This is a genomic window from Polynucleobacter kasalickyi, from assembly GCF_900176405.1.
Taxonomy (GTDB): Bacteria; Pseudomonadota; Gammaproteobacteria; order Burkholderiales; family Burkholderiaceae; genus Polynucleobacter; species Polynucleobacter kasalickyi.
This window is the reverse complement of the sequence record NZ_FWXJ01000008.1, coordinates 17,637-44,179: the sequence shown is the minus strand read 5'-3', so window position 1 is coordinate 44,179 and position 26,543 is coordinate 17,637. Positions and strand designations below refer to the sequence as shown.

Genomic DNA, 26,543 nt, shown 5'->3' with positions numbered 1-26,543 from the left:
GGGATGCACATTCATATTCTCGGTATCTGCGGCACCTTCATGGGAGGTATTGCCGCCATTGCTCGTCAAACGGGTCATCAAGTCACGGGATGCGACGCGAACGTCTATCCACCGATGAGTACCCAATTAGAGGAACAAGGTATAACTTTAATAGAGGGCTTTTCAAAAGAACAATTGTCCCTCAAACCTGACTTGTTTGTCATTGGAAATGTGGTTTCTCGTGGAAATCCCTTGATGGAAGCGATTCTTGACGCAGGATTGCCCTATGTTTCCGGGCCTCAATGGTTGGGTGAGCAGGTCTTAGCGCACCATCATGTCCTAGCGATCGCTGGAACGCATGGTAAAACGACCACAACGGCAATGCTTGCTTGGATTTTGGAAGCGAATGGCTTATCACCCGGATATTTAGTCGGAGGGGTGCCTAAAAATTTCGCTGTTTCTGCTAGGGTAGGCTCCACATTACCAAGCTCAAGCACCTCAACTGATCAATCGGTAGAAAGTGAAACACTCAGAAATAGACCTTTATTTGTGATTGAAGCGGATGAATATGATTCTGCCTTCTTTGATAAGCGCAGTAAATTTGTGCATTACCGGCCTAGAACGGTCATCATGAACAACTTAGAGTTTGATCATGCTGATATTTTTGCGGATTTAGCCGCAATCCAAACGCAGTTTCATCATTTAGTAAGAACAGTTCCTTCCAGTGGTTGCATTCTTGTCAATGGTGAGCAGGAGTCTCTTCAAGAAGTTTTACATCGTGGCGTATGGTCCGGGGTAGAAAGTTTTAGTGATGCCACCGATGTCTTTGATGAGAATCTACCTCGCCAAGCACAGTGGACTTTCCAAAGTTTGGCCAATGATGATTTCTTGGTGTTGAAGGATGGGTTAGAGCTTGGGCGAGTAGCGTGGCATCCTGATGCCAGTGTGGCCGGTCGTCATAATCAAATGAATGCGCTGGCTGCAATTGCCGCTGCCCATCAGGTGGGTGTTGCGCCAAAGGATGCTGCGCACGCTCTAGGATCCTTTATGAATGTCAAGCGCCGTCTAGAAATCATTGGTCGTGCCAAGGGGGTGACTGTCTATGATGATTTTGCCCATCACCCAACGGCCATTACCACAACGATTGATGGCTTACGCAGAAGAATCCTTGCTACCGAAAATAAGATCAACCCTCATGACCTTGCCAACATGACGCCGGCAAGATTAATCGCTGTTTTAGAACCTCGTTCCAATACAATGAAGCTCGGTGTCATGAAACAGCAGTTGCCGACTAGCTTGGCAGCCGCCGATCTAGTCTTTGGTTATGGCGCAGCTTCGGGTAAGTCAGCGCTTGGTTGGGACTTAGAAGAAGCCTTAAGTCCTTTAGGATCAAAAGCACAGGCTTTTGACGATATAGACCAAATGGTGGCCGCGATTGTACAAATCGCAGCGCCAGGCGACCATATTTTAGTAATGAGTAACGGCGGTTTTGGTGGCGTTCACCAAAAAATATTAAAGGCACTAGTCTAATACATGCATTTCATTTTTGAAGAAGGTGGCGAGCTTAAGGGCGCCAGCGCGATTGGACCGGCAGTCTCGACGGCTGATTTTTGGCAAGCCCAAACCCAGTTTGGTAAACGAATCAAACTCAAAGCAAAAGAGGTTTGGCTGAAGTGGGAAGCTGGAGATTTAGCGAAATTGATGGAGAGTGCGAAGGAATTAGCGGCATCCATTGACATCGACTTCTTATGGGAGTGCTCGCCAGATCAAGAGTTTTCGTTTGAGGAAATTGCGAAAGAATACTTTGGTGATAAGCCGAGTACTGAGCAATTGATTGGTTTGGCAATGGCGTTGCAGAATTCACCAATTTATTTCCGACGCAAAGGTCGGGGCCATTTTATGCGAGCGCCAGAAGAGCAGTTAAAAGCGGCACTGCTATCCGTAGAGCGAAAAAAACAAGAGGCGCTTGCTCAAGAACAAATCAAAGAACAGTTACTCGCTGGCATACTCCCGCCAGAAATTGCCGAGCAAGCACAGCTTCTCCTGTTTGCACCTGATAAAAACCATTTTATTTATAAAGCCTTAGCGAGTGCAAGTAGTCAAAAGGGTGTCTCTAATGCTCAGCTATTATTAGAGCTAGGCGCAATTCATTCGGCTCTCGAAATTCATCAAGGAAAGTTTTTTAAAGAGCATTTTCCGAAAGGGGTTAGTTTTCCACAAAATGCCCTGAATATGATGAATAGCTCCGTTGTCCAACATCTTGAAAAGGATCTGCCAGTCGCGAGTGTAGCTGCCTTTTCGATTGATGATGCGAGTACCACAGAAATTGATGATGCGTTTTCGGTAACCTTACAGCCGAATGGCAATTATCAAATTGGCGTGCATATTGCCGCGCCAAGCCTCGTGATGTCACCCAAAGATGCTTTAGATGAAGTTGCGAGTCACCGCATGTCGACGGCCTATTTCCCAGGTGGGAAAATCACCATGTTGCCGAAGTCGGTAGTCGATGTGTTTTCTCTTGAGGCTGGTGAGGCAAGACCAGCAATTTCTTTATATGTTGAGGTCAGCCCTGGCGGTGAAATGATTTCAAGCCCTCCTCATCGAACTGTCATTGAACGGGTACCGATTCAACAAAATTTACGTTTGCATGAAATTGAAGATGTGCTTACCCAAGCTTATTTTGATGACATGGAACAGGATGCCCAATTAGATGAAACCAAGGGTTCAAGCGTAGATTCAAAAACAAAAGCAATTCCTTTTGAAAATGAACTCAAGCTACTTTGGGCTAGTGCGAAAGTGTTATTTGCGAAGCGCCAAGAAGTGAAGGTGGCCAATGGTCAGCGGGCGGAACAGTTGGGTAACTCCGATCCGAATGCACTGTTACGTGATTTCGGCTTTTCGATTTTGAATGAGCAAGGTGTGACAATCGATCCTGAGGAAATATTGGCGCAACCGGTCAATGATTCTAAGTGGCAGGTTGAAATTACGCCTAGAAGTCGTGGTTCCGTGGTGGATACGATTGTTGCTGAATGGATGATTTTTAGTAATCAGACTTGGGGTACTTATTTAGCAACGAATGAGTTGCCGGCTATTTTTAGAGCACAACAAGGTTGGGGTGCGCAACGTACTAGGATGCAAACTACGCCTTGCCGTCATGAAGGTTTAGGGGTTGAGAACTATGCTTGGTGTACTTCACCACTCAGAAGATATGCCGATTTAGTGAATCAATGGCAGTTAATTGCTTTGGTGAAAAATGGCATGATGGCCAAACTAGTTGCACCATTTGTGCCAAAAGATACAAAAATTATGGGGCTTTGTGCCGAGTTCGATGCTAGATATACTTCCTACAATGCCTATCAACAATTGGTTGAGCGCTATTGGTGTTTGAAGTGGGTCAACCAACAAGGTTTACCTCTCCGATTGCAGGCTAGAACTCTGAAGGATGGCATGATTCGGGTGGAGTCAATTCCACTACGATTGATGGTTCCTGAACTCGCAAATACCCGCCGTGGGGTGAGTGTCGAGATTGAAATTGTGTCAACGGATTTACTCAACCTCAATGCCGCTGTTCGACTGATTGAACTGCATGATCAGCAAGTGAGTGGGTATGCACCTGATTTCAATGGCCAAGAGATAGATGCCGAAGAGGAAAGTATTCCGCAGGTAGAGTTAGAAATCACTGCTGTACCAAGTGATGAGACTGAAAATCAAGTATCCAGCGTGACCAGAGATCCTTTAGAAACACCGTTAAGTTAAGCTGCGATGACGACGAAAGGATTCTTAGTCTATTGGTTCAAGCGATCCATCGTCATTGCAGTGTGCATCTCCATTTTGATTCATGTGACATTTCTGGTTTGGCAAAAAGCAATTCATGAACCAGAAGAAGTTCGATTAAAAACTCCCTTAGCGGTGGTTTTAGTGAATAGCCAATCCAAATTAGCGCCGTTGAAACCTAAAAAATTAGCGCAGAATGATTTAAACGGTGGTGGTCAAAGTGAGATGGATCGGAATGCCACGACTTTAGCGGCCATTCAACCTGGGATGGCAAAGGAATTAGAAAATTTACAAAAAGAACAGAACCGCCTGATTGCCGCGCTTAAAAATCAAGAAGCCAGTTCACAAAAGAATCGATTAGGAAAAGGCGCTGAGGAGCTTGAAAAGTTAGAGCGCCTTGAAGCGGAACTTGCTAAAAGATTGCAAGAAGAGGCGAGCCGTCCTCGTAAAGCAATTCTTACTTCTACCAGTGCGAAGGCGGTCATTTACGCGCAGTATTATGACGCCATGCGAAAAAAGGTCGAATCTTACGGTACAACGTACTTTCCGAGAAATAGTAATGGTCCTCTTTATGGCAGTTTGATTGTATTAATCAGTGTAGATAAAAACGGCAAGATTCTGTCTAAACCCAAAATTGAAAAGTCTTCGGGTAATGTCGAACTTGATCAACAAGCAATTGCGATTGTGAATGCGTGTGCGCCATTTGGTAAATTTTCACCAGCAATGATGGCAAAATTAGATGTGATTGATTGGATTGCGACGTTTGATTTTGTCCAAGGCGTTGGCCAAAATCAAGGAAAAAGCCAACTGGAGCTTGGTTCTGTAAAACCAGCCAGTAAGAGTGAACGTGAGACCAGTCGCGCCAATAAAAAGAATAAATAAATACCAGATACAACGAATTACAGGACAAAAAAGATGAATATTCAACCGAGTGATTATCCCCATCAAGATGTTTATGCGGTGATTGGTAATCCGATCGCGCATAGCAAATCTCCACAAATCCATCATTTATTTGCCCAGCAAACAGGGCAAAATATGAAATATGGTTTGTTATTTTCTGAAGTAGAAGAGTTTGAGAAAACGGTACAAGAATTTTTTGCGGCAGGTGGCAAGGGTTTAAATGTTACCGTGCCATTCAAAAATAAAGCGTTTGCCATGTGTGATGAGTTAACGAGTTACGCAAAAGCTGCTGGAGTAGTCAATATCCTGTGGATGGAAAATGGGAAGTTGTTTGGGGATAATTCCGATGGTCTTGGTTTGGTGAGAGATCTGATGGATGAGAGTGACAGTTTAAAAGGCCGTTCCGTACTGATTCTCGGCGCTGGTGGCGCAGTGCAAGGGGTGATCTTGCCATTCATCAAGGCGGAAGTGGCTAGTATCGTGATTGTGAATCGTACTTTTGAAAAAGCACTAGAACTAGTGAATCGATTTGAACAGGAAGCTGCAGCCTTAGGTGTTCACCTAGGAGCGCTAGAGAGTCACTGGATTGAAAATTTAGATGAGCCTTTTGACATCGTCATTAACGGAACATCGACTGGATTAACGAGTAACTCACCTCTGACAAATATACAAGCGAATCATCTCGCCATGATCTGTGAAACTAAAGACAAATCCGTCTTAAGCTATGACATGGTGTACGGTAAGACAACGGTCTTTATGCAACAAATGCAAGACCATGGATTTGTCGTGAAGGATGGCTTAGGAATGTTAGTTGAACAGGCTGCTGTGGCTTTTCAAGTCTGGCGAAAATTGCCAGACTTAGCCAAGCTTGATACAAAAATTGTCTTAAAGACGCTACGTGAGGCACTTTAATTGAGGACCTTCTAAGGTTTTAGATGTTTCAAAACCTTCGTTTGAGTTTACTTACTTAGTCCATCCAACCTTTACGCTTAAAGTAAACCAGTGGCAGAATGGTCGAAATAACCATCATGAGGAGGGCAATCGGGTAGCCAATCATCAGCTTTAATTCTGGCATGAATTCAAAGTTCATCCCCCAAATACTAGCGAGTAAGGTAGGTGGCATGAGACCCACCGATACCACGGCAAAGATTTTAATAATTTTATTTTGGTTAATATTAATAAAACCGACCGTCGCATCCATTAAGAAGTTGATCTTATCAAACAGGAAAGCAGTATGGTTTTCGAGTGAATCAATGTCACGCAAAATCAATCTAGCTTCTTCTTGTTGGGCATCTGATAGGTATTTACTACGCATAAGATAAGAGAGTGCTCGACGTGTGTCCATCACATTGCGCCGAATACGACCATTCGTATCTTCCTCTTTAGCAATGGTTTCGAGGACTACTCCCGCAATTTGATCGGTCACGGTATTGGATAAGACCACTTTACTGGCCTCTTCTAACTGAACATAAACTTCTTCCAAGGAGTCGGCAGAATACTCGGCATCGGTGGAATAAAGGTCTAATAAAACATCTTTTGCATCATTGACAGACCCCGGACGCAGTCGAGCGCGCATGCGCACGAGCCGGAAAACTGGTAAATCTTCGTCATGGATGGAGAATAAGGTTTTATCGGTGAGAACAAAAGCTACCCGAACGTTGCGGGAAAGGTCATCTTCATCCAGTAAAAAATCGGTACGAATATGGAGGTAGCCGTCATCGCCTGCAAAATATCGGGCAGAGGCTTCTAAGTCACCAAGTTCTTCTAATTCTGGGAGGGAAACACCAAAGGCAGTCTTGATCCAGCCTAACTCTTCATCGTTTGGCTCAATCGCATCAATCCAAATCGGCGCATGCTGGTCTAAAAGTTCATTGAGGTCTTCAACTTGTTCTTGGACCAAACGGCCGTTTTGTAATGTGAATAAATTGATCATTTTGCATTTCCTCAAATTTACTTCTTAACTAGAATTAAAAGAAAGTTTAAAGTATCGTTATTAAAACAATTTAATTTAACTCTTTTGAATAATTCACCTACTATTACTAATGGATCTTCTTTTTTAGAGAAATACCATTATTGCGTTGAAAAACATCAGTCGATGCTGTGTGTCGGCTTAGATCCAGATCAACAAAAATTCCCACTTTCTCTACAAGGTCAGGCAAATGCTATTTTTACGTTCTGCCGGTATATTGTAGACGCAACCGCCGATTTAGTTTGTGCTTTCAAGCCCCAAATTGCATATTTTGCTTCAGCAAGGGCAGAAGACCAACTAGAAAAGTTAATTAGTTATATTCATCGGCATTACCCGCATATTCCGGTGATCTTGGACGCGAAGCGTGGCGATATCGGTTCTACTGCGTCGCAGTATGCCATCGAGGCTTTTGAGCGTTATCAGGCTGATGCCGTGACAGTAAATCCTTATATGGGCTTTGATTCGATGGAGCCCTATTTAAGCTACGCTGGTAAAGGGGTGATCGTGCTGTGTCGGACCTCAAACCCAGGAGGCTCTGATATTCAATTCTTACCCACGACAGATGGTAGTGGTGAGGTCATGTCGGTCTATGAGCGCGTTGCTAAGAGCGCCGCAACGAAGTGGAACACCAATGGCCAAATGTGCTTAGTGGTGGGTGCGACTTTCCCTGAGGAAATTGCTAAAGTGCGCGAAATTGTTGGCGATATGCCTCTTTTGATACCAGGAATTGGTGCTCAGGGTGGAGATGTGCAAGCAACGGTCAAAGCTGGACGGAATAAAAATCTAATGATTAATTCTTCGAGGGCAATCTTGTACGCTAGTCAAGGTGAGGACTTTGCAGAGGCAGCAAGAAAAGAGGCGCTAAAGACGAGGGATGCGATTAATCGAGCGAGATAGCGAAGTGGATATCGTTTTAGTAGTAGATTAGATAGCGATATCCAATTCAAACAAAAAATAGTGTAGTTTAAAAAACTTTTACATTAATCGCAATAAGAACTCATCAAACAATGGAACCGTAAAGGCTAAATCCCCGTGAGCTGGACTAGAAATCATCCCCCCGACTAATATCCATAGGCTATCACTCTACTAGAAATGGAGTGTTCCAGAAAAGCCTATCAGTTTTGCAACATCATCAACGATCCAACTGTTAGGAGTTATTACAATGCACGGCGGAAGATATCAATTTGATATGATTCCGAGTGCTTTCTGGTTGTGAGTTTCTCAAGTTTTGAAGATGAACTTCGTTTCTTAATTCTTTAAAAATACTAATAGTTCTTTTAAGGCATGATCTCGGGCTAATAGCCTGACAATATGACGGGTTGACTCTGTAATGGTGATGTCGGTGCCTAAAAGTTTTACAGCCTGCGTTTGCGAGTGAATTACACCATTTTGTTTCCAAGCCCAACCGAAACAGACAAAGCCAACGGGTTTTTCTAAACTTCCACCTGTTGGGCCAGCAACACCAGAAATGGATAAGGCAATATCCGCTTTAGAGTGTGTAATCGTGCCAATTGCCATGGCTCTGGCCACTTCTTCACTGACAGCGCCGTGGGTTTGAATCAAGTCCATCGCTACGCCCAGACTATCGCATTTTGCCTCATTGCTATAAGTCACAAAGCCACGATCAAACCAAGCACTTGAACCCGCAAGATCAGTGAGGGCACTTGCTACCATGCCACCAGTACAAGACTCCGCCGTACTCATGACAAGATGGTGATCCATTAAAAAATGAGATAGGGCAACTGCGTGTTCATTAGCAATATGTTTCATAAAGAGAGAGCCCCTAGTCGGATGAGAATCGATAAAACAAATAGAGTGGCAAGGGCCGCAAAGAGATCATCAACCATGACACCAAAACCTCGAATCCAGGTGGCATATGGTGCTGTGCTAGGACTAGGTTGCCAATCTTTAAAATATTGATCAACCATCTTGATCGGTCCAGGTTTGGCGATATCAAAAAAGCGAAATAAGACAAATGCTAGACTTTGGACCAGCCAAGAACTCGGGATGATAAAAAATAAGATTAACCAAAAGGCCAGAATTTCATCCCAAACAATTCCACCATGATCCGTTTTACCTAATTCTTTACCCGTTAAACCGCACACGATGATCCCTAGAATCAACCCTCCAACTAACAATACGATACTCTCAAAAGTTTCTAGACTAGGGTAGAACACGTGATAAGCAAGGCAGGCAATCCAAGCCCAAAGTGTGCCAACCGTGCCAGGTCCAATAGGACTTAAACCAGTGCCAAAGCCAAAAGCAAACAAACGCCAAGGACGATCTTTGATCCAGTTGGCGGTAGGGGTAATCGGCATGAATCCGGAATTGATGGGTGATGGAATGTTCGTAGAAGAGAAGTCAGTCATATTCAATTTCAAATAAATTTAAGCCACATCAAAATGATCAAAGGATTTTAAGTACATTTGTACCTCTTGCAAAGGGAGCCGTTCACCCTGTTGATCGATCAGTTCCATGCGATGGATCGCGTCGTTCGAGGAGCTTGAGATCGGTGCTTCGGTGATATTACCAATTTTGGTCAAGCGTAGGTTGAGATTGCGACCAATGGCTTCGATCTGGGCAGCGTTTTGACGAGGAGCAGTAAAACACAGCTCATAGTCATCACCCCCTCTTAAACTGCAGATTCTGCGCATGGCTTGGGATTCGAGCTGGAGTTGTGTAGAAACCGGTACTTGATCTATCTGGATGGCCGCCTGACACTGTGAAGCCTTTAGTATGTGCTGTAAATCTCCCAATAAACCATCAGAAATATCCACCGCCGAGTGCGCAACATCCCGCAATGCGATCCCTAAATCAACTCGAGGTTGAGGTGCGTCCATCCGCAGTGCAATCTTTGTCCAAGAGCTCGCGTCAGGACGGATGGATGGCCACTCGCCGCGTCGGATACCAAGCGCATATCGTGCATCGCCAACTTCACCAGATACCCAAATATCATCCCCAACCTTAGCTCCACTGCGTTTGAGTGCACTTTTTTTGGGCAAATAGCCCATCGCTGTAATCGCAATGGTGAGAGGTCCGGAGGTGGTATCACCACCAATTAATGGGCAATGAAATTGATCGGAGATAGCGTGTAAACCTTCTGAAAAAGCGGATAACCACGCATGATTGATGTGTGGAAGGGCAATCGATAGGGTAAAAGCAGTAGGTTTTGCTCCCATCGCTGCTAAATCAGACAGATTGACAGCCAAGCTCTTGTGGCCCAAAAGCTTCGGGTCAGCATCACTAAAGAAGTGCCTGTTTTCAACTAACATGTCAGACGTAACTGCTAACATATGGTCACTTGGTGGTGGCGCAAGTAAGGCGCAATCATCACCAATACCGAGGAGCACCTGCTCATGGTGATGGTCAATTGATGGATTTGATAAGGAGTTCCTTAAAAAATACTTGTTAATTAGATCAAATTCACCAAATTGTTGGGATTTATCAGAGGCCATAATGAATTGTAGGTGATGTTATAAAAATGGCGTAAAGTAATGAAAATGAATGTTGCCAATTGGTAATATTTAAAAATAAATAGTAGAAAATAGTAGTAACAAATAAAAACAATAAATTAAGCGCAATAAACAATATGGAAAATATATGAGCCAAGACTCTCAACAGCCGACAGCGAATCAAACAAACGCACCAAGTAACTCCCAAGAAGCACTTAAAAAAGCAGCTCTAGATTATCATCAGTTTCCTACGCCAGGAAAAATTTCAGTTACTCCCACCAAACAATTAACCAATCAACGCGATTTGGCATTAGCCTACACACCTGGCGTGGCCGCTGCCTGCCTTGAAATTGTGGCGGATCCTGCGAATGCCGTGAAATATACTGCGCGTGGTAATTTGGTTGGAGTCGTAACGAACGGCTCAGCAGTTTTAGGTTTAGGCAATATTGGTGGCTTGGCTAGTAAGCCTGTGATGGAAGGTAAAGCTGTTTTATTTAAGAAATTTGCTGGTATTGATGTCTTTGACATCGAAATTAATGAATCCGATCCAGAAAAGTTAGTCGATATTATTGCCTCCTTAGAGCCCACCTTTGGCGGTATTAATCTGGAAGACATTAAAGCCCCAGATTGCTTTTTGGTAGAGCGTAAATTACGTGAAAGAATGAAGATTCCAGTCTTCCATGATGATCAGCATGGTACAGCGATTGTCGTGTGCGCAGCGATTACGAATGGTTTAAAAGTGGTCGGTAAAAGTATTAAAGACGTCAAATTAGTGACTTCTGGAGCGGGTGCCGCAGCTCTAGCCTGCCTCGATTTATTGGTCGATTTAGGCATGCCAGTTGAAAATATTTATGTGACGGATTTAGCTGGGGTGGTTTACAAAGGCCGGGTCGAATTAATGGATCCGGACAAAGATGTCTTTGCTAAAGATACTTCTGCCAGAACCTTAAGCGACATTATTGAAGACGCAGATATTTTGTTGGGACTTTCTGCTGGAGGTGTCGTAAGCCAGGATATGGTCAAAAAGATGGCGCCTAATCCATTGATTTTTGTCTTAGCTAATCCCAATCCTGAAATTAATCCAGCGGATATTAAAGCCGTTCGCAGTGATGCTGTGATTGCTACGGGTAGAACGGATTATCCAAATCAGGTGAATAACGTCCTTTGTTTCCCTTTTATTTTCCGTGGCGCATTAGATGTCGGTGCCACTACCATTACGCGGGAAATGGAAATTGCCGCCGTTGACGCAGTTGCTGAGCTCGCCCGTGCAGAGCAAAGTGAAATTGTGGCGAATGCTTACGGAATTGCAGACTTAACCTTTGGTCCAGAATACCTGATTCCAAAGCCTTTTGATCCGAGACTGATTACGATTATTGCCCCTGCAGTTGCTAAAGCTGCGATGGAAAGTGGCGTAGCGACTAGACCAATTACGGACTTTGCTGCTTACACCAATCAGTTGCAACAGTTCGTATATCAATCGGGTACCGTCATGAAGCCCTTATTTGCGGCTGCGAAAAAGATTGATAAGAATAAAAAACGGATTGTATTTTGTGAGGGTGAAGATGAAAAAATCCTCAGAGCTGTACAGGTTTTAGTAGATGAGCAGATTGTCAATCCGATTCTGATTGGTCGTCCGAATGTCATTGAGCATCGTGTGAAGAAGTTAGGTTTGCGTCTTGCGCGGGATACTGATTACACCGTGATCAATACGGAAAATGATGAGCGTTTCAAAGATTACTGGCAAACTTTCTACGAACTAACAAAGCGTAAGGGCGTTACGCAGTCCTATGCAAGACTTGAAGTCAGACGACGTAGTACCTTAATTGGTAGTTTGATGGTACGTAAAGGCGATGCCGATGGTTTAATTTGTGGCCTCATAGGTAATCCTGCGGCACATTTACATTTCATTGATGTGGCGATTGGTCACGAGCCGGGTACGAATGTGTATGCAGCTATGAATGCCTTAGTTCTGCCTGATCGTCAGTTATTTATTGTTGATACCCATATCAACTATGATCCGACGGCAGAGGAGCTTGCTGAAATTACTCGACTGGCAGTTGCAGAAATGCGCTCCCTCAATATTGAGCCGAAAGTGGCGCTCTTATCCCACTCAAACTTTGGTTCTTCGACAGCAGCCTCTGCTGAAAAAATGCGCAAACTTTACCAAATTCTGCGTGAAAAGCATCCAGATATTGAAGTGGATGGCGAAATGCATGGTGATTGCGCCCTAGATCCAGCCATTCGGGAATCGATTATGAAAGATGGCACCTTAACTGGACCGGCAAACTTACTCGTGATGCCAAATATTGATGCGGCCAATATTTCTTATAACTTACTCAAAGTGGCAGCGGGTAATGGAATTGCGATTGGTCCTATTTTGTTGGGTGCGGCCAAATCAGTCCATATTTTGACACCATCTTCGACTGTTCGTAGGATTGTTAATATGGCAACTTTGGCTGTAATGGGGATTGAGTTACATAAATAATAGAAGGCATTATTAAAGTAATAAAGGTTTCTAGTTTCCATTACAGAGTTGTGTAATAACCTTAGAGAAAATAGATTTTTAAGTTTATTGTGTTTAAGGTAAAGTTAGATTTAAATAAAAAACGCGAAACCACGGGTGATATATAACAGGCAACTAGATTTCCGACCCGTTGAGTAGCACTTGTTTAGTTGATCCATTAATGACAACTTGATTGGAAAATAGTGTTGTATGAATAAAAAAATCAATAAGAGGTATTGATTTTTGGGATGCTAGATACTATCGTTGAATTTACTTCCCTGACGGTTTCGACTGTCAGGTGCAGGGCCTCTTCGGAGGCCTTTGCTTTTTTTAGAAAAGGTTTTTTGTGGCTAAGTCCAAACTACGAACTATTGTCTATATAGATGGATTTAATTTTTACTATGGACAGTTAAAAGATAGTCCTTATAAATGGCTGGATTTAGTTAAGCTATTCAAAACCATTTTAGGTGATGAAAATAACCTAATAAAAGTAAAATATATTACTGCCAGAGTCCAACCAACCGATCGTGATCCACAAGTTAATATTAGACAAGATACTTACTTCAGAGCCTTAGAAGCTTATTGCTAAGAAGTTGAAATTCAATTTGGACATTTTTTACGTCATAAGGTTTTTGCTGAAAATGCAAATCCTCCACCAAATAAGATTGAAATTTTTAAGGCGGAAGAGAAGGGTTCAGACGTTAATTTAGCTTTACATGTTCTTAATGATGCCTGGGCTGATGCTTATGATTGCGCTGTTATTGTTTCAAATGATTCTGATTTAGCTACAGCCTTGAAAATGGTTCGAGAGCAGCAAAAGAAAGTAATAGGTTTGATTACACCTGGAGCACCCAAAAGAAATCCATCCTGGCAGCTCCGACAGTTCTCTAGCTTTATTAAGATTATTAGGCCTTGGGCACTAGAAAAGAGCTTGTTGCCAAACCCAATTCCTGGTACGGAGATATCAAAGCCTAAAAGCCGGTAGATTTTCCTGATTTACAAAAACGGCAAACAATCAAAGGAATTTTTTACACTAGACTGCAACGATTTATTCCTGAAGCTATGCTTAAACGGAATAATTGTTAGCCATGGCTAAAGAGCATACAAACATAATTTTTTCGAATAAATTTTATAAACTTGTTTAAAAAAATCAAATATTTACAACTGTCTTTTACTTCTATGAGTTCACTTTCACTGATTTTTAAAGCAAATTTTTGTATTCGTAAGCAAGTAATCACTAATTTTTATCGTCTTATGAATCATATGTTTACTATGTTTTTTGAGGAATACCTCTTGTCAAAAGTAACAGAAAAGAGTAACCTTTACGGATTATGACTACAAACATTCCAGAAAACGCAACATTGGCAGGCTGGGAAGAAGATCAGTCCGTAGATCACAGCCTTGGTTCAACAATTAACCGTTCAGGTATGAACATTGGTATGAGTATGCCTTCAACTCCAACATCACCTTACTACAACAACAGTTTGTATCCAACAGGTAGCGTATTAAGAGATTTAAGTGCGCTTCCACAGAAGAAACCTGCACCATCTTGGCGTGCGGCTCTAGCGGTTCGTGATAGTGGACCGGCAGCGATGCTCAGAAGTGTTAGAACAAATATTGTGCAGTCGATTCGTGCTTTTAGAACAGAAGAGTTAATGGAAGCCGCTTCTGAATTAGGTCAGCATTTTGTTTATGCCAATTCAGCCCATGCTTACACCAAAGGTGAAGTCTTGGAGTCTGTAGCCAAGGCTTATCATTTCACGAAACAACAAGCCAAAAACTACGATCATTTATTAGATGCACTCACGACTTTGATCGATAAGTCTGGTCCGCAACCTGGTTTTGTTGTGGTATTAGAGGGAATCCCTTCTACGCTGAAGTTTGATAAAGATGCACGTGAGACTTTACTCGATGTTTTCCGTGATGCGGTAGAGTACTGGGCTGAAAGAAGAGTGCCTTATCGTGTCTTCTATTCGTTCGCAAATTTAGCTTAAATAGTTACTTAGGTTCAAGACTTGAGTAGCAGTTGAAGATTGTAGAAGTATCTAATTGCCGCTAAATAGCGGCAATTTCATTAAAAACCACCCCAAATAGCATGAACGGCTGATATCGCGCTGATACCAGCCGTCTCTGTTCGTAGGATGCGGTTCCCCATATTGGCACTCAGCCAACCCTTTTGTTCAATATTGTGTAATTCCAGATCATCAAAGCCACCTTCCGGGCCGATCATGATAGCAACGCCTTGGCCGGGAGCTCTTTTTAAAATGCTCACGAGCTTTAGTTGTCCAAGTGGTGATAAGACAATCGGTAATTGCCCACTACTAGCCACATCAAAGCTAGCTAAAAACTGGTTGAGAGTTTGCGGCGCTTCTAGGGTAGGTAGGATCGTGCGGTCACATTGTTCACAAGCGGCAATGATGATTTGTTGCCAGTGATCTATTTTTTTCTGCGCTTTTTTTTCATCTTGTTGGACATTTACTCGAAGCACGCTGCGTTGGGCTTGGACCGGAATAATGGTGCCGACCCCTAATTCCACTGCTTTTTCAATAACCCAATCCATTTTTTCATTGGCTGCCAAACCTTGGATTAAGGTGATGGGGTAACTCGCCTCTCGACTCAGGTCTTCTCGGATATTACTTAAGTTTAAAAGGAGCTTCTTCTCCGTCGAGGCGGGATCTATCCCCGCGCTTGCCACCATGCCAGCACCATTAAAAACCGCGATGGATTCGCCAGCGTGGACTCGTCTAACCCGCAAATGATGCTTGAGGGATTCGGGGGCAATCAATTGGCTTTCTTGCCAATTACCAGGAAGATAAAAGTGAGACATAGGTCCAATGTTAAAATAGTACGAATTGTGGTCTTGTTTATTCTACCTTCATCCATTTGAAAGAGATGGTGTGCAGAAGAAAACAAGATGAATTGAAGACCGACCAAATACTATATCGCGAAATAGCAAAGTATTGATTGAAGATTATTAAACCTGTATTCATCAAATAAACTAAATTATGCCTACCAAACTTACCCCTGAAGATTCCAAATTAATGGCGAATGCGATTCGAGCATTGTCGATGGATGCAGTGCAAAAAGCTAACTCGGGCCATCCAGGGATGCCAATGGGTATGGCAGATATTGCGGTGGCTTTGTGGCATGATCATTTGAAGCACAATCCTAAAAATCCTTTGTGGATTGATCGTGATCGTTTTGTACTCTCAAACGGTCATGGCTCCATGTTGTTGTATTCCGTATTGCATTTGACGGGCTATGATTTACCCATGACTGAAATCGAAAATTTCCGTCAGTTGCATAGTAAAACGGCTGGTCATCCAGAGTATCGTGTGACGCCAGGCGTTGAGACAACTACCGGTCCTTTAGGTCAGGGAATTTCCAATGCAGTAGGAATGGCATTAGCTGAAAAATTATTAGCCGAAGAATTTAATCGTCCAGGACACTCCATCATTAATCATTACACCTATGCGTTTTTAGGTGATGGTTGTCTCATGGAAGGGATTAGTCATGAAGCCTGTTCGCTAGCCGGAACCTTGGGACTATCGAAGTTAATTGCCTTGTGGGACGATAACGGTATTTCAATCGATGGTCGAGTCGTTAACTGGTTCTCCGAAGATACCCCAAAACGCTTTGAAGCTTACGGGTGGAACGTGATTCGTGATATTAATGGTCATGATGCGCAGGAAGTGTCGAATGCCATCGCTTATGCCAAATCCATGAACAATGGTAAGCCGACCTTAATTGCTTGTAAAACGAGGATTGGTGAAGGTTCACCGAATTTAGCCGATACTGATAAAGTCCATGGTGCGCCACTTGGGGCAACTGAAATTGCTGCTACCAGAGAGTCGATTGGTTGGAACTATCCACCCTTTACGATTCCAGAAGAGGTCTACGCATTATGGGATGGCAAAGAAATGGGCGCAGCCACAGAGATCCTATGGAACTTACATTTCAAAGAGTATCAAAAAGAATTTCCTGATCTCGCATCAGAGCTAAGCCGCCGCATGTCAGGCGACTTGCCGGAATCGTTTGAGGCAACAGTGCAAGCCTTATTAGCCAATATCAGTGCGAAAGCAGAAACCATTGCAACGCGTAAAGCGAGTCAAAATGCAATTGATGGCTTAGCACCCGTTTTACCCGAATTTTTGGGCGGATCTGCTGATTTAACGGGTTCTAATTTAACCAATTGGAGTAAGTCTATCTCCTTGCGTCCAAATACTTGGGGCAATCACATTAGTTATGGTGTGCGTGAATTTGGGATGAGTGCGATTATGAATGGTGTGACCCTCCACGGCGGTTATATTCCGTTTGGCGGCACCTTCCTCACCTTCTCCGATTACAGTCGCAATGCACTGCGGATGGCAGCGCTCATGAAGATTAGAAGTATTTTTGTATTTACCCATGACTCCATTGGTTTAGGTGAAGATGGCCCAACTCACCAAGCGGTTGAGCAAACAGCGAGTTTGCGTTTAATTCCGAATATGGATGTTTGGCGTCCGGCTGATACGACTGAATCTGCCGTGGCATGGGCTAGCGCAGTCAAGCGTCGTCGTGGTCCAACTAGTTTAATTTTTAGCCGTCAGAATTGTCCCTATTTAGAAAAATCTGCTGAACAAATTGCCAATATCGAAAAAGGTGCTTATGTTCTGCGATCTGTCAAAAAGCCCAAGCTGGTATTGCTGGCAACAGGCTCTGAAGTGGGCTTAGCGATGCATGTCGCAAGTGCTCTCGAGCAACAAGGAATTGCTGCCAATGTCGTGTCGATGCCTTCAACTACGACCTTCGATCAACAGTCTAGCGCATACAAAGCCAGTGTCTTACCGGTTGGTGTGCCAAGAATTGCGATTGAAGCAGGTGTTACCGATGGTTGGTGGAAATATGGTTGTGCCGCAGTACAGGGCTTAGATACCTTCGGTGAATCGGCACCTGCTGGTGTGTTGTACCAATATTTCGGGTTAACGACGGAAAATATCGTTAAAACAGCATTGGATGTACTTGGTGTGAAAGCGAAGTAATTGCTACCCACTGATGGAGTGATTCAATCCAATGATTGATGAAGCCATCAGTTGTATCACCCCATTTATTAGAGAAAAAATTTATATTTCATTCAGGAGTAAGGCATGACAATTCGGGTCGCGATTAACGGTTATGGACGTATTGGCAGAATGGTTCTAAGAGCCATTTATGAAGAAAAAAGAACAGATTTAAAAGTAGTTGCGATTAATGGTTTAGGTGGGATCGATATCAATGCCCACTTGACGCAATATGATTCTGCGCACGGTAAATTTAGCTCGACAGTAACGGTCGACGGCGATCATTTAGTGATTGATGGTGATCGGATCAAAATGTACTCTACGCGTAATCCTTTGGAAACTCCGTGGGGTGAGCATCAAGTGGATGTGGTACTAGAGTGTTCTGGAGCCTTTACTACCAAAGAAAAAGCGATGATTCATATTACTCAAGGTGCGAAGAAAGTATTAATTTCAGCGCCAGGTGGTGACGATGTCGATGCAACCGTCGTATACGGCGTGAACCATCAAATCTTAAAAGCGAGTGATCAGGTCGTTTCCAATGCCAGTTGTACAACGAACTGTTTAGCGCCACTCGTTAAACCTTTACTTGAGCAAATCGGTATTGAAGCAGGTTTAATGACAACGATTCACGCATATACGAATGATCAAGTATTAACGGATGTGTATCACAAAGATATGCGCCGTGCGCGTTCAGCGACCCAGAGTTTGATTCCTACCAAGACTGGGGCAGCAAAGGCAGTAGGACTCGTTTTACCAGCACTGCTCGGCAAGTTTGATGGCTTTGCCATGCGGGTGCCAACCATTAACGTTTCTGTGGTTGATTTAACGTTTACTGCGAGCAGAGCAACCACTCTAGATGAAGTGAATCAAATCCTCAAAACAGCGAGTGAAGGTGAACTCAAAGGCATTCTTGCGTTTAATACCCTACCGCTTGTGTCCGTCGACTTTAATCACAATCCTTACCCAAGTATTTTTGATAGTACTCAAACGCGTGTATCGAAAGATGGTAAGTTGGTCAAAGTATTATCTTGGTATGACAATGAGTGGGGCTATAGTTGCCAGATGTTAAATGCAACGGTTGCCTTGATGCAAGCGAAGTAATCATTAACTTTCCATGCTAATTTTATAATTTTCATTATTTAATTCATGCACGCCATCATCCAACGCCTGCAAGACTGTCTTGGCCCTGCAGGCGTTTTGTTTGAAAAGGAAGATCTGGCTCCTTACTGCACTGATTGGCGTGGGATTTTTTCGGGCACAGCGCTGGCAGTCGCTTTGCCAAAAACTACTCAGCAAGTAGCCGAGGTGGTCCAACTGTGTCGGGCATTTCAGGTGAAGCTCATCCCGCAGGGTGGCAATACAGGCTTATGTGGTGGTGCGACTCCAGAGGGTGATGACCCACAAATTATTTTGTCTTTAAAACGTCTCCATCAAATCCGCGAAATCGATTTAGAAAACCAAACCATTACGGTGGAGGCGGGTTGCATTCTCCAAACCCTACAAGAAAAGGTCGCTGCGAGTGGCGCATTTTTTCCTTTAAGTTTGGCGGCACAGGGCAGTTGTACGATTGGTGGCAATTTAGCCACCAATGCGGGTGGTATTAATGTGCTGCGTTACGGCAATACGAGAGATATTTGTTTAGGTATTGAGGCCGTTTTAGCCAGTGGTGAAGTGTATTCTCAATTAAAGGGTTTACGGAAAGACAATACCGGTTACGACCTGAAAAATTTGTTGATTGGTTCCGAAGGGACTTTGGGTATTATTACGGCGGGAGTTTTTAAACTATTTACCGCACCTTTAGGTCATTATGCGGCCTTAGTGGCGATTGATGATGTGTCGCAGATGATTGCCCTCTTACAAGAATTACAGCGCCGCGCTGGGAATGAATTGTGCGCCTTTGAGATGATGTCTCGGGAATCATTAGAGTTAACCATTCGACATTTTCCACAATATAACCGACCTATTTTTACTGCAGGGAAATACACCCTGCTGATTGAGTTAGCGAACTTTGAAGAGGAACACTCGCCAACCAGTACGCGAGTCCAAGAGGTGCTTGAAGGGTCCTTAGAGAATTACCTGGTCAAAGGCGCTATCTCAGATGCAGCTATTGCCAGTTCGCAAGCGCAAGTGAATGAATTTTGGGGGATTCGACATCACATCACTCTAGCCCAAGCAAAAGAACCTGGCAATATTAAGTTTGATATCTCCTTTGCAATTTCTAAAATTGCCGGCTTCATTGAAAGCACTGACGCTCTCCTCAAAGAGCAATTTGATGGGGTGAAAATCATCAATTTCGGTCACTTAGGGGATGGTAATTTACATTACAACTTATGTGCCCCAGAGGGTGCCTCAGTCGACTATATCGCGAATCATGAAAAAAGCCTGACTGAGGTGGTGATTGCGCAAATCCAGTTATTTGGTGGTTCCATTTCCGCTGAACACGGTATTGGGCAATTAAAAAGAGATTATTTGTTTCAACACCGAGGTGGTGTTGCCTATCAAATGATGAAGGATATTAAAAAAGCCTTAGATCCTGAAAATTTACTGAATCCAAAGAAAGTCTTGTTGTGAATGCAGCGGACTCAAGCTTCCATCACTCAAGAAGTAGCACCTCAACCATTTCACTGAACTACGACTAAAGCTACTCCATTAACTCATTGCCACATCATCCATCATCTCGATGACCGTTGATGCGGCGTTCTTTTTAATCAAGACACGGTAAGCCAGGATGTAAGTTACTGCAAATATGCCGATAAAAACTTTCAGAATCATCGAGTCGTAAAAAAATAAAGCTGCAGGAATCGCACACAAGATCGGTAATACCCAAAGAAGGATGGATGCTTTGGCATTATTAACCCACAGAACTTCTTGATGATCACGAGCCGTATTGTTGCCATATTGGTTTTTTAACCAAAAATACACCAAGGAGTGAAAGTGTTCAGCATCGGGCGCGGTGGAGTCTTTTTTAGACAGAAATTTTCTACGGAAAATAGAGTACAAGGTTTCGAATATCGGATAGAAATTGAGTAATAGGGCAAACCAAGGAGAAATTTCCGTATGTCGATCGACGAGTAATACGGATAAAAAGCCGCTACAAAATCCAACCAAATAAGCACCAGCATCCCCTAAAAAAATCTTACCTTTAGGGTAATTGAACGCTAAAAATCCCAAAATACTAGCAATTAATAGTTGGGCAATGAACATGATGTAATTATCACCAAATACGTAGGCTACATAATAAATCCCCATTAAGGAAAAAATCCCTGTCATGCCGGCTAAACCATTGAGACCATCGATGATGTTGTAAGCATTAGAAATGCCAGTAATTGCAAAAATAGTAAATAGATAGGCAAACCACTGTAGCTTTAACAAAGCATCAAGGATAGGGAGTTCAACGCTATGAATGAAGCCGTTGAGTAGGTAAATACCGATTCCGGCAGAAATCGCAGTAAAAATTAAACGTAATCTTACGCCAACTTTTTTTGTAATATCTTCAAATAAGCCAATGAAAAAACAGGGCATCGTACTGATGAAAAAGATCAAGAAACTATAGTTGGCTGGTTGATCAAAGAGGAGTTTCACGAGTAATACCAACATCACCGAAAGAAAAATACCTAAACCACCAATTCGAGCTACAGAGCCAGAGTGTAATTTTTGCGGACCATGATCCTGATCCGTCGTAAAGTGAATATGCCAATTTGCACATTTAACAACCAACATTGTCACAATGTAGGAGATCAGTAGGACGCTAAGCATGTAATACATTGATGTGGTCCGATATTTTTGAAGAAAAGTAACAAAAATCAATTTTATGATAGATTTTTGACAATTACATAAATGAAAATGATATTTTAATTGACTCTACATATTGAAAATATCCCACGAATGAGGGGGAATGCCAATATTTTTCCTAATGAATTAAGTGTTTGGCACTATTTCGGTGCAAAACGATTGATGAAAAGCATCAAGTATTACGGCCAATAAAAAAGTAACAACCTTCTCGACCACTACTTCATCATTAGTACGAAATAGAAAAGAAAAAATAAAAAAACCGAAAATAAATGGAAAGTGAATGGAAAGTTATTGAAAAATACGTAGATTTTATGCTTTGGGAACAAAGTTCAAGGATTCATTTTCTCTGCAAATAAGCTGCTATGCCAATTTCTTTTGAAAATTAGGTTTTGTATTTACAGTTTTTCTTGGTACAGTTGCCATAGAGGGCTAAGACATGTTCCTCTAAAGTAAACCCTAATTTACTAGCAATTTCACGTTGTCTATTTTCGATGGCCGTATCGACAAATTCTTCGACATGCCCACAATCCAAACAAACAAGGTGGTCATGATGTACCCCCTCGTTCAGTTCAAAAATTGCCTTTCCTTCGCCTTTACCAGACTCAAAATGATTCCTGAGCAAGATTCCAGCTTGTTCAAATTGAGTTAAAACTCGATACACTGTCGCTAAACCAACATCAAGACCCTCTTTGCTAAGTGCCAGATAAATATCGTCAGCGCTGTAATGAGCACCAGGATTTTGGTTAAAGAACTCTAAAATCTTGATTCGCGGCCCTGTGACTTTGAGCCCGATATTACGTAAATCATTGGAAGAGTTAGAGTTGATTGGCATGAGGAAACGGTTTTATGAGCGGATTAAAAAGAGGAGTAATTGTGCTTTGATTGTATTCAAAAGTGAATCATTTAGGGAAAAAAGGTGAAATATGCAGAAGATTCACCAGTTCAGCGTTAAAATCAATGGTTATAAATAGGTTCGCTTCATTTCCTCCACATACGCATGAATTCTATGACAAATACACTAAAGTTAATTGTTTTGGCAGTAAGTACGACACTACTATTGGGCGCCTGTTCAAGTACCGCCAATAAACCAACCTTGGTGAAAGAAAAAGAAAATTTTGTTACGCGCGTTTTTAATCCTTATCGACCAGATATCGTCCAAGGCAACGTCGTTTCAAAAGACTTGCTAGAATCGATTCGCCCAGGGATGTCGAAAGATCAAGTGCGCGCTATTTTAGGAACACCGCTCATTAATGATGTGTTTCATATCAATCGCTGGGATTATGTTTTTTTATATCGCAAGGGTGACTCAGACGATATGCAACAACGACGAGTTACGCTCAATTTTGATGGTACTAAGCTGGCAAAAATTGATGCTGATGCATTGCCTTCCGAAAAAGAGCTCATTAGTGAAATTGATAGCATCAGAAATAATCTGAGAAAAGCGGATCGGTAATTTTCTTTATTTTTTGCAGAAATGATGAAGCCCTATTACGAGAGAAAAGTTCAATCCCCTTGATTCTTCAAAAGCAACTTTTACCGATTCGCTGGATGACAACTTTTTTATCACAAATCTTATAACCAATATTTATTTATGACAGCCACTTTACCTATTGCTATTGCAGGTGCATCCGGACGGATGGGGAAGATGTTAATTGAAACCATTTTGGCGAGTGATGACGCATCCCTCGTCGGCGCCTTGGATATTGCGCAGAGTCCAGCGATTGGCCAAGATGCAGGCGCTACGCTCGGTAAAAAAACCGATGTGGTGATCACTGCTGATCTTGCACAAGGCTTAGCCAATGCGAAGTTTTTAATTGACTTTACCCGCCCAGAGGGCACACTCAATCACGCGCGTTATGCGGCAGAGCACGGTATCAAAATGATTATTGGCACGACTGGACTCAGTGAAGAACAGTTGGCTGAGTTGAAAGAGTTGAGTACCCGTACGGCGATTGTTTTTGCACCGAATATGAGTGTGGGCGTGAATGCTACCTTCAAGTTACTCGAGCTCGCGGCGAAGATTTTGAACCAAGGCTATGACATCGAAGTGATCGAAGCCCATCATAAACATAAAGTCGATGCGCCATCTGGTACGGCCTTGAAAATGGGTGAAGTGATTGCTCAGGCGCAGGGTAAAAATCTCAAAGAATGGGCGGTGCTGTCACGTGAAGGCCATACGGGTGAGCGCCAAGAAGGCACGATTGGTTTTGCAACGATCCGGGGTGGCGATATCGTGGGTGATCACACTGTGTTATTTGCGGGTGACGGCGAGCGGATCGAAATTACCCATAAATCAGCGAGCAGAATGTCTTATGCGCAAGGCGCCTTGCGTGCGGCCCGTTTTTTAAATGATCAGTCCAATGGCTTGTTTGATATGCAAGATGTCTTAGGCTTAAATCAACTTTAATTGTAGTAATTTTCAAGAAGAAAAGAATAACGTATGTCCCAGTATGACCATCGCTTAGTAGAATCAGAAGTTCGTCAAAAGTGGCAAGATGCCCAAGTGTACCGTGTTGAAGAAAATGCAAAAAATCCTGACGGCAGTTTAAAGCCGAAGTTTTATGCCTGTTCCATGTTGCCATACCCTTCTGGCAAATTACATATGGGCCATGTGCGGAACTATACGATTAATGATGTGATGGCACGTCAGTTGCGGATGCAAGGCTTTAATGTCTTGATGCCGATGGGTTGGGATGCTTTTGGGATGCCAGCTGAAAATGCGGCGATCAATAATCAAGTACCGCCGGCGCAGTGGACGTATGCCAATATTGAGTATATGAAAAAGCAGATGATGGCGATGGGCTTGTCGATTGACTGGTCCCGCGAAATTGCGACCTGCTCACCAGATTACTATCGCTGGAACCAATGGTTGTTCTTGAAGATGTTGGAAAAAGGCATTGCTTACCGCAAGACCCAAGTTGTGAACTGGGATCCGATTGATCAAACGGTACTTGCCAATGAGCAAGTGATTGATGGCCGTGGTTGGCGCTCCGGTGCAATCGTTGAAAAACGAGAAATCCCAGGCTATTACTTAAACATCACTGCGTATGCAGAAGAGTTACTCAATGATTTAGAGCCCTTGGGTTGGCCAGAGCGCGTCAAAATCATGCAGCAAAACTGGATTGGTAAAAGCTTTGGGGTACGCTTTGCTTTTCCGCACGAGATTGAAGAGGGCGGTACTCGCATTCAAGACGGTAAGTTGTACGTGTTTACCACGCGTGCTGACACGATTATGGGTGCTACTTTTGTCGCCGTTGCCCCTGAGCATCCCTTAGCGACTTACGCGGCTAAAAACAACCCTGAACTTGAAGCATTTATCGAAAAATGTAAAAAAGGCAGCGTGATTGAAGCAGATCTAGCCACCCAAGAAAAAGAAGGTTTACCGACTGGCTTAACAGTGCAACATCCATTAACTGGCAAAGCAATTCCGGTGTGGGTGGGTAATTATGTGTTGATGAGTTATGGTGATGGCGCAGTCATGGGCGTGCCTGCGCATGACGAAAGAGATTTTGCTTTTGCCCTTAAATATGATCTGCCGATTGAACAAGTCGTTGGTCTGAACAATCCTGAAAAGGCGGAAGCTCTCAAAGCCAAACCATTTACCACCGAGCATTGGCAGGAATGGTACGCCGACAAAGAAAATACCGTCGTGATCAATAGTGGTCGCTATGATGGTTTGACGGTGGCAGAGGCTATTTTGGCAGTAGCAAGTGATTTAGAAAAGTTAGAGTTAGGCGCTAAAAAAACTACCTATCGTTTGCGTGACTGGGGTATCTCTAGACAACGCTACTGGGGCACGCCCATCCCTATTATTCATTGTGGCGATAGCCAAACGCCTGGCTGCGGTGAAGTGCCAGTTCCCGAAGCTGACTTACCCGTTGTGTTACCAGAAGATTGTGTACCAGATGGCTCTGGTAATCCACTGAATAAAAGAACTGATTTTCTGAACTGTGTTTGTCCGAAGTGTGGCAAACCTGCACGGCGCGAAACCGATACGATGGATACTTTTGTCGATTCGTCTTGGTATTTTATGCGCTATACCGGGCCAGATGCCCAGCAAATGGTTGATAGCCGTAATGAATATTGGATGCCAATGGATCAATACATTGGCGGTATCGAGCATGCTATTTTGCATTTGCTCTATGCGAGGTTCTGGACCAAGGTTATGAGAGATCTAGGGCTCATTAGTTTTAATGAGCCGTTTAAGAATTTGCTCACACAAGGGATGGTTCTGAATGAAACCTATTACCGAGATTTACCCAATGGTCGTCGCGAATGGATTAATCCTGCTGATGTCGATTTAACACTTGACGAAAAAGGTCGACCACAAGGTGCGACCCTCAAATCAGATGGTCTACCAGTCGAAATCGGTGGTGTCGAGAAAATGGCCAAAAGTAAAAACAACGGCATTGACCCGCAAACTCTGATCGATTTATACGGCGCTGATACTTCTCGTTTATTTACCATGTTCGCAGCACCTCCTGAGCAACAACTGGAGTGGTCTGAGACCGGAGTCGAAGGTGCAGCAAGATTCTTGAGAAGATTATGGAACTTTGCGGATGCCAATCAAGCAATTTGTCAGAACGCCAACCAAGCTCCAAATGACCTCACTAAGGCGGATCAAGCACTACGTTTTGAAATCCATACGATTCTCAAACAGGCGAATTTCGATTATTCGAGAATGCAATACAACACGGTGGTTTCCGCCTGTATGAAGATGCTCAATACTTTAGAGCAAAGCGCAGAGATCTCACCTAGAGTCATGGTGGAGTCCATTAGCATCTTACTGAGAATTTTGTATCCGATCGTCCCGCATATTACACAACAACTCTGGACTGATTTAGGCTTTGAACAAGTCAACCAAAATGCAACGCTAGGCCCATTGTTAGATGCGCCATGGCCAGCGGTCGATGAAAGTGCTTTAGTCCAAAATGAAATCAAACTCATGTTGCAGGTCAATGGCAAGTTAAGGGGCGATTTCTTGGTACCTGCGGAGAGTTCCAAGGAGCAAATTGAAAGTATTGCCATGGCCACACCAACTTTACAAAAGCTACTCGATGGCGCAACACCGAAAAAAGTGATCGTAGTACCAGGCCGTCTTGTGAATGTGGTAATTTAATACAAGATGCGAAGAT

General features: G+C 43.2%; 23 protein-coding genes. 15 read left to right on the top strand and 8 right to left on the bottom strand.

Features of this window, described 5'->3' with window-relative positions; all coding sequences use genetic code 11:
* Positions 1-3: 3 nt before the first annotated feature.
* The 4 genes from mpl to aroE are packed head-to-tail and all read left to right on the top strand — an operon-like array spanning position 4 to position 5,565.
* Positions 4-1,509: a UDP-N-acetylmuramate:L-alanyl-gamma-D-glutamyl-meso-diaminopimelate ligase gene (gene mpl, locus B8983_RS08350; protein WP_084283694.1), complete on the top strand. Its 1,506-nt coding sequence runs from the start codon at positions 4-6 to the stop codon at positions 1,507-1,509.
* 3 nt (positions 1,510-1,512) lie between these two features.
* The gene (locus B8983_RS08345) at positions 1,513-3,735 is read left to right on the top strand and encodes a ribonuclease catalytic domain-containing protein (protein ID WP_084283693.1); all 2,223 of its coding nucleotides are present in this window, start codon (positions 1,513-1,515) and stop codon (positions 3,733-3,735) included.
* A gap of 6 nt (positions 3,736-3,741) precedes the next feature.
* A complete protein-coding gene (locus B8983_RS08340; RefSeq protein ID WP_084283692.1) occupies positions 3,742-4,635 on the top strand; it encodes an energy transducer TonB in 894 nt (297 codons plus the stop codon).
* 33 nt (positions 4,636-4,668) lie between these two features.
* Positions 4,669-5,565, top strand: coding sequence for a shikimate dehydrogenase (gene aroE, locus B8983_RS08335; protein ID WP_084283691.1), 897 nt, complete (start codon positions 4,669-4,671; stop codon positions 5,563-5,565).
* Positions 5,566-5,620: 55 nt separating this feature from the next.
* On the opposite strand, the gene corA is transcribed toward aroE, so the two are convergent.
* Positions 5,621-6,586 carry a magnesium/cobalt transporter CorA gene (gene corA, locus B8983_RS08330; RefSeq protein WP_084283690.1) on the bottom strand — a complete coding sequence of 322 codons (966 nt, stop codon included), beginning with the start codon at positions 6,584-6,586 and terminating at the stop codon, positions 5,621-5,623.
* A 102-nt stretch (positions 6,587-6,688) separates the two neighbouring features.
* Between corA and pyrF the strand changes: the two genes are divergently transcribed.
* Positions 6,689-7,519, top strand: a complete 831-nt coding sequence (gene pyrF, locus B8983_RS08325; RefSeq protein WP_255372803.1) for an orotidine-5'-phosphate decarboxylase — start codon at positions 6,689-6,691, stop codon at positions 7,517-7,519.
* A 78-nt stretch (positions 7,520-7,597) separates the two neighbouring features.
* Here pyrF and B8983_RS14450 read toward each other — a convergent pair whose 3' ends face one another.
* The 4 genes from B8983_RS14450 to thiL all read right to left on the bottom strand — a co-directional run bounded on the left by B8983_RS14450 (position 7,598) and on the right by thiL (position 10,077).
* Positions 7,598-7,675, bottom strand: coding sequence for a DUF8462 domain-containing protein (locus B8983_RS14450; protein ID WP_500796503.1), 78 nt, complete (start codon positions 7,673-7,675; stop codon positions 7,598-7,600).
* A 195-nt stretch (positions 7,676-7,870) separates the two neighbouring features.
* On the bottom strand, positions 7,871-8,392 hold the full coding sequence (locus B8983_RS08320; RefSeq protein ID WP_084283688.1) for a CinA family protein: 522 nt from the start codon (positions 8,390-8,392) through the stop codon (positions 7,871-7,873).
* The gene (locus tag B8983_RS08315; protein WP_234986959.1) at positions 8,389-8,991 is read right to left on the bottom strand and encodes a phosphatidylglycerophosphatase A family protein; all 603 of its coding nucleotides are present in this window, start codon (positions 8,989-8,991) and stop codon (positions 8,389-8,391) included. Before B8983_RS08315 ends, B8983_RS08320 begins: the two co-directional genes overlap by 4 nt.
* An 18-nt stretch (positions 8,992-9,009) precedes the next feature.
* Positions 9,010-10,077 carry a thiamine-phosphate kinase gene (thiL, locus tag B8983_RS08310; protein ID WP_084283687.1) on the bottom strand — a complete coding sequence of 356 codons (1,068 nt, stop codon included), beginning with the start codon at positions 10,075-10,077 and terminating at the stop codon, positions 9,010-9,012.
* A gap of 145 nt (positions 10,078-10,222) precedes the next feature.
* Between thiL and B8983_RS08305 the strand changes: the two genes are divergently transcribed.
* From B8983_RS08305 to B8983_RS08295, 4 genes are all read left to right on the top strand, one after another.
* On the top strand, positions 10,223-12,559 hold the full coding sequence (locus B8983_RS08305; protein ID WP_084283686.1) for an NADP-dependent malic enzyme: 2,337 nt from the start codon (positions 10,223-10,225) through the stop codon (positions 12,557-12,559).
* Between the two features lie 364 nt (positions 12,560-12,923).
* Positions 12,924-13,166, top strand: a complete 243-nt coding sequence (locus B8983_RS14115) for a PIN domain-containing protein (RefSeq protein ID WP_200806881.1) — start codon at positions 12,924-12,926, stop codon at positions 13,164-13,166.
* Positions 13,167-13,175: 9 nt separating this feature from the next.
* On the top strand, positions 13,176-13,562 hold the full coding sequence (locus B8983_RS14350; protein WP_200806883.1) for an NYN domain-containing protein: 387 nt from the start codon (positions 13,176-13,178) through the stop codon (positions 13,560-13,562).
* A 346-nt stretch (positions 13,563-13,908) separates the two neighbouring features.
* Positions 13,909-14,571 carry a barstar family protein gene (locus B8983_RS08295; protein WP_234986957.1) on the top strand — a complete coding sequence of 221 codons (663 nt, stop codon included), beginning with the start codon at positions 13,909-13,911 and terminating at the stop codon, positions 14,569-14,571.
* 80 nt (positions 14,572-14,651) lie between these two features.
* Here B8983_RS08295 and B8983_RS08290 read toward each other — a convergent pair whose 3' ends face one another.
* Positions 14,652-15,404 (bottom strand): 16S rRNA (uracil(1498)-N(3))-methyltransferase, encoded by a 753-nt coding sequence (locus B8983_RS08290; protein WP_084283685.1) that lies wholly within the window; start codon positions 15,402-15,404, stop codon positions 14,652-14,654.
* A 178-nt stretch (positions 15,405-15,582) separates the two neighbouring features.
* Between B8983_RS08290 and tkt the strand changes: the two genes are divergently transcribed.
* From tkt to B8983_RS08275, 3 genes are all read left to right on the top strand, one after another.
* The gene (gene tkt / locus B8983_RS08285; protein ID WP_084283684.1) at positions 15,583-17,598 is read left to right on the top strand and encodes a transketolase; all 2,016 of its coding nucleotides are present in this window, start codon (positions 15,583-15,585) and stop codon (positions 17,596-17,598) included.
* A 105-nt stretch (positions 17,599-17,703) separates the two neighbouring features.
* A complete protein-coding gene (gene gap / locus B8983_RS08280) occupies positions 17,704-18,717 on the top strand; it encodes a type I glyceraldehyde-3-phosphate dehydrogenase (protein ID WP_084283683.1) in 1,014 nt (337 codons plus the stop codon).
* Positions 18,718-18,762: 45 nt separating this feature from the next.
* Complete coding sequence (locus B8983_RS08275; protein WP_084283682.1) at positions 18,763-20,187, top strand: FAD-binding oxidoreductase; 1,425 nt, start codon at positions 18,763-18,765, stop codon at positions 20,185-20,187.
* A gap of 78 nt (positions 20,188-20,265) precedes the next feature.
* Here B8983_RS08275 and B8983_RS08270 read toward each other — a convergent pair whose 3' ends face one another.
* Positions 20,266-21,381, bottom strand: a complete 1,116-nt coding sequence (locus B8983_RS08270; RefSeq protein ID WP_084283681.1) for a glycosyltransferase family 4 protein — start codon at positions 21,379-21,381, stop codon at positions 20,266-20,268.
* A gap of 409 nt (positions 21,382-21,790) precedes the next feature.
* Positions 21,791-22,240: a ferric iron uptake transcriptional regulator gene (gene fur, locus B8983_RS08265; protein ID WP_084283680.1), complete on the bottom strand. Its 450-nt coding sequence runs from the start codon at positions 22,238-22,240 to the stop codon at positions 21,791-21,793.
* A gap of 174 nt (positions 22,241-22,414) precedes the next feature.
* On the opposite strand from fur, the gene B8983_RS08260 reads away from it, so the two are divergent.
* The 3 genes from B8983_RS08260 (at position 22,415) to leuS (ending at position 26,527) form a co-directional block, all read left to right on the top strand.
* Positions 22,415-22,861, top strand: coding sequence for an outer membrane protein assembly factor BamE (locus tag B8983_RS08260; protein ID WP_159460863.1), 447 nt, complete (start codon positions 22,415-22,417; stop codon positions 22,859-22,861).
* 138 nt (positions 22,862-22,999) lie between these two features.
* Positions 23,000-23,815, top strand: coding sequence for a 4-hydroxy-tetrahydrodipicolinate reductase (dapB, locus tag B8983_RS08255; RefSeq protein ID WP_084283678.1), 816 nt, complete (start codon positions 23,000-23,002; stop codon positions 23,813-23,815).
* Between the two features lie 33 nt (positions 23,816-23,848).
* Positions 23,849-26,527 carry a leucine--tRNA ligase gene (gene leuS, locus B8983_RS08250; protein WP_084283677.1) on the top strand — a complete coding sequence of 893 codons (2,679 nt, stop codon included), beginning with the start codon at positions 23,849-23,851 and terminating at the stop codon, positions 26,525-26,527.
* The last annotated feature ends 16 nt before the right edge of the window (positions 26,528-26,543 follow it).

Coding starts and splice junctions, on each gene's coding strand:
- mpl (WP_084283694.1), top strand. CDS start 4: ATGCACATTCATATTCTCGGTATCTGCGGCACCTTCATGGGAGGTATT.
- B8983_RS08345 (WP_084283693.1), top strand. CDS start 1,513: ATGCATTTCATTTTTGAAGAAGGTGGCGAGCTTAAGGGCGCCAGCGCG.
- B8983_RS08340 (WP_084283692.1), top strand. CDS start 3,742: ATGACGACGAAAGGATTCTTAGTCTATTGGTTCAAGCGATCCATCGTC.
- aroE (WP_084283691.1), top strand. CDS start 4,669: ATGAATATTCAACCGAGTGATTATCCCCATCAAGATGTTTATGCGGTG.
- corA (WP_084283690.1), bottom strand. CDS start 6,586: ATGATCAATTTATTCACATTACAAAACGGCCGTTTGGTCCAAGAACAA.
- B8983_RS14450 (WP_500796503.1), bottom strand. CDS start 7,675: ATGATTTCTAGTCCAGCTCACGGGGATTTAGCCTTTACGGTTCCATTG.
- B8983_RS08320 (WP_084283688.1), bottom strand. CDS start 8,392: ATGAAACATATTGCTAATGAACACGCAGTTGCCCTATCTCATTTTTTA.
- B8983_RS08315 (WP_234986959.1), bottom strand. CDS start 8,991: ATGACTGACTTCTCTTCTACGAACATTCCATCACCCATCAATTCCGGA.
- thiL (WP_084283687.1), bottom strand. CDS start 10,077: ATGGCCTCTGATAAATCCCAACAATTTGGTGAATTTGATCTAATTAAC.
- B8983_RS08305 (WP_084283686.1), top strand. CDS start 10,223: ATGAGCCAAGACTCTCAACAGCCGACAGCGAATCAAACAAACGCACCA.
- B8983_RS08295 (WP_234986957.1), top strand. CDS start 13,909: ATGACTACAAACATTCCAGAAAACGCAACATTGGCAGGCTGGGAAGAA.
- B8983_RS08290 (WP_084283685.1), bottom strand. CDS start 15,404: ATGTCTCACTTTTATCTTCCTGGTAATTGGCAAGAAAGCCAATTGATT.
- tkt (WP_084283684.1), top strand. CDS start 15,583: ATGCCTACCAAACTTACCCCTGAAGATTCCAAATTAATGGCGAATGCG.
- gap (WP_084283683.1), top strand. CDS start 17,704: ATGACAATTCGGGTCGCGATTAACGGTTATGGACGTATTGGCAGAATG.
- B8983_RS08275 (WP_084283682.1), top strand. CDS start 18,763: ATGCACGCCATCATCCAACGCCTGCAAGACTGTCTTGGCCCTGCAGGC.
- B8983_RS08270 (WP_084283681.1), bottom strand. CDS start 21,381: ATGTATTACATGCTTAGCGTCCTACTGATCTCCTACATTGTGACAATG.
- fur (WP_084283680.1), bottom strand. CDS start 22,240: ATGCCAATCAACTCTAACTCTTCCAATGATTTACGTAATATCGGGCTC.
- B8983_RS08260 (WP_159460863.1), top strand. CDS start 22,415: ATGACAAATACACTAAAGTTAATTGTTTTGGCAGTAAGTACGACACTA.
- dapB (WP_084283678.1), top strand. CDS start 23,000: ATGACAGCCACTTTACCTATTGCTATTGCAGGTGCATCCGGACGGATG.
- leuS (WP_084283677.1), top strand. CDS start 23,849: ATGTCCCAGTATGACCATCGCTTAGTAGAATCAGAAGTTCGTCAAAAG.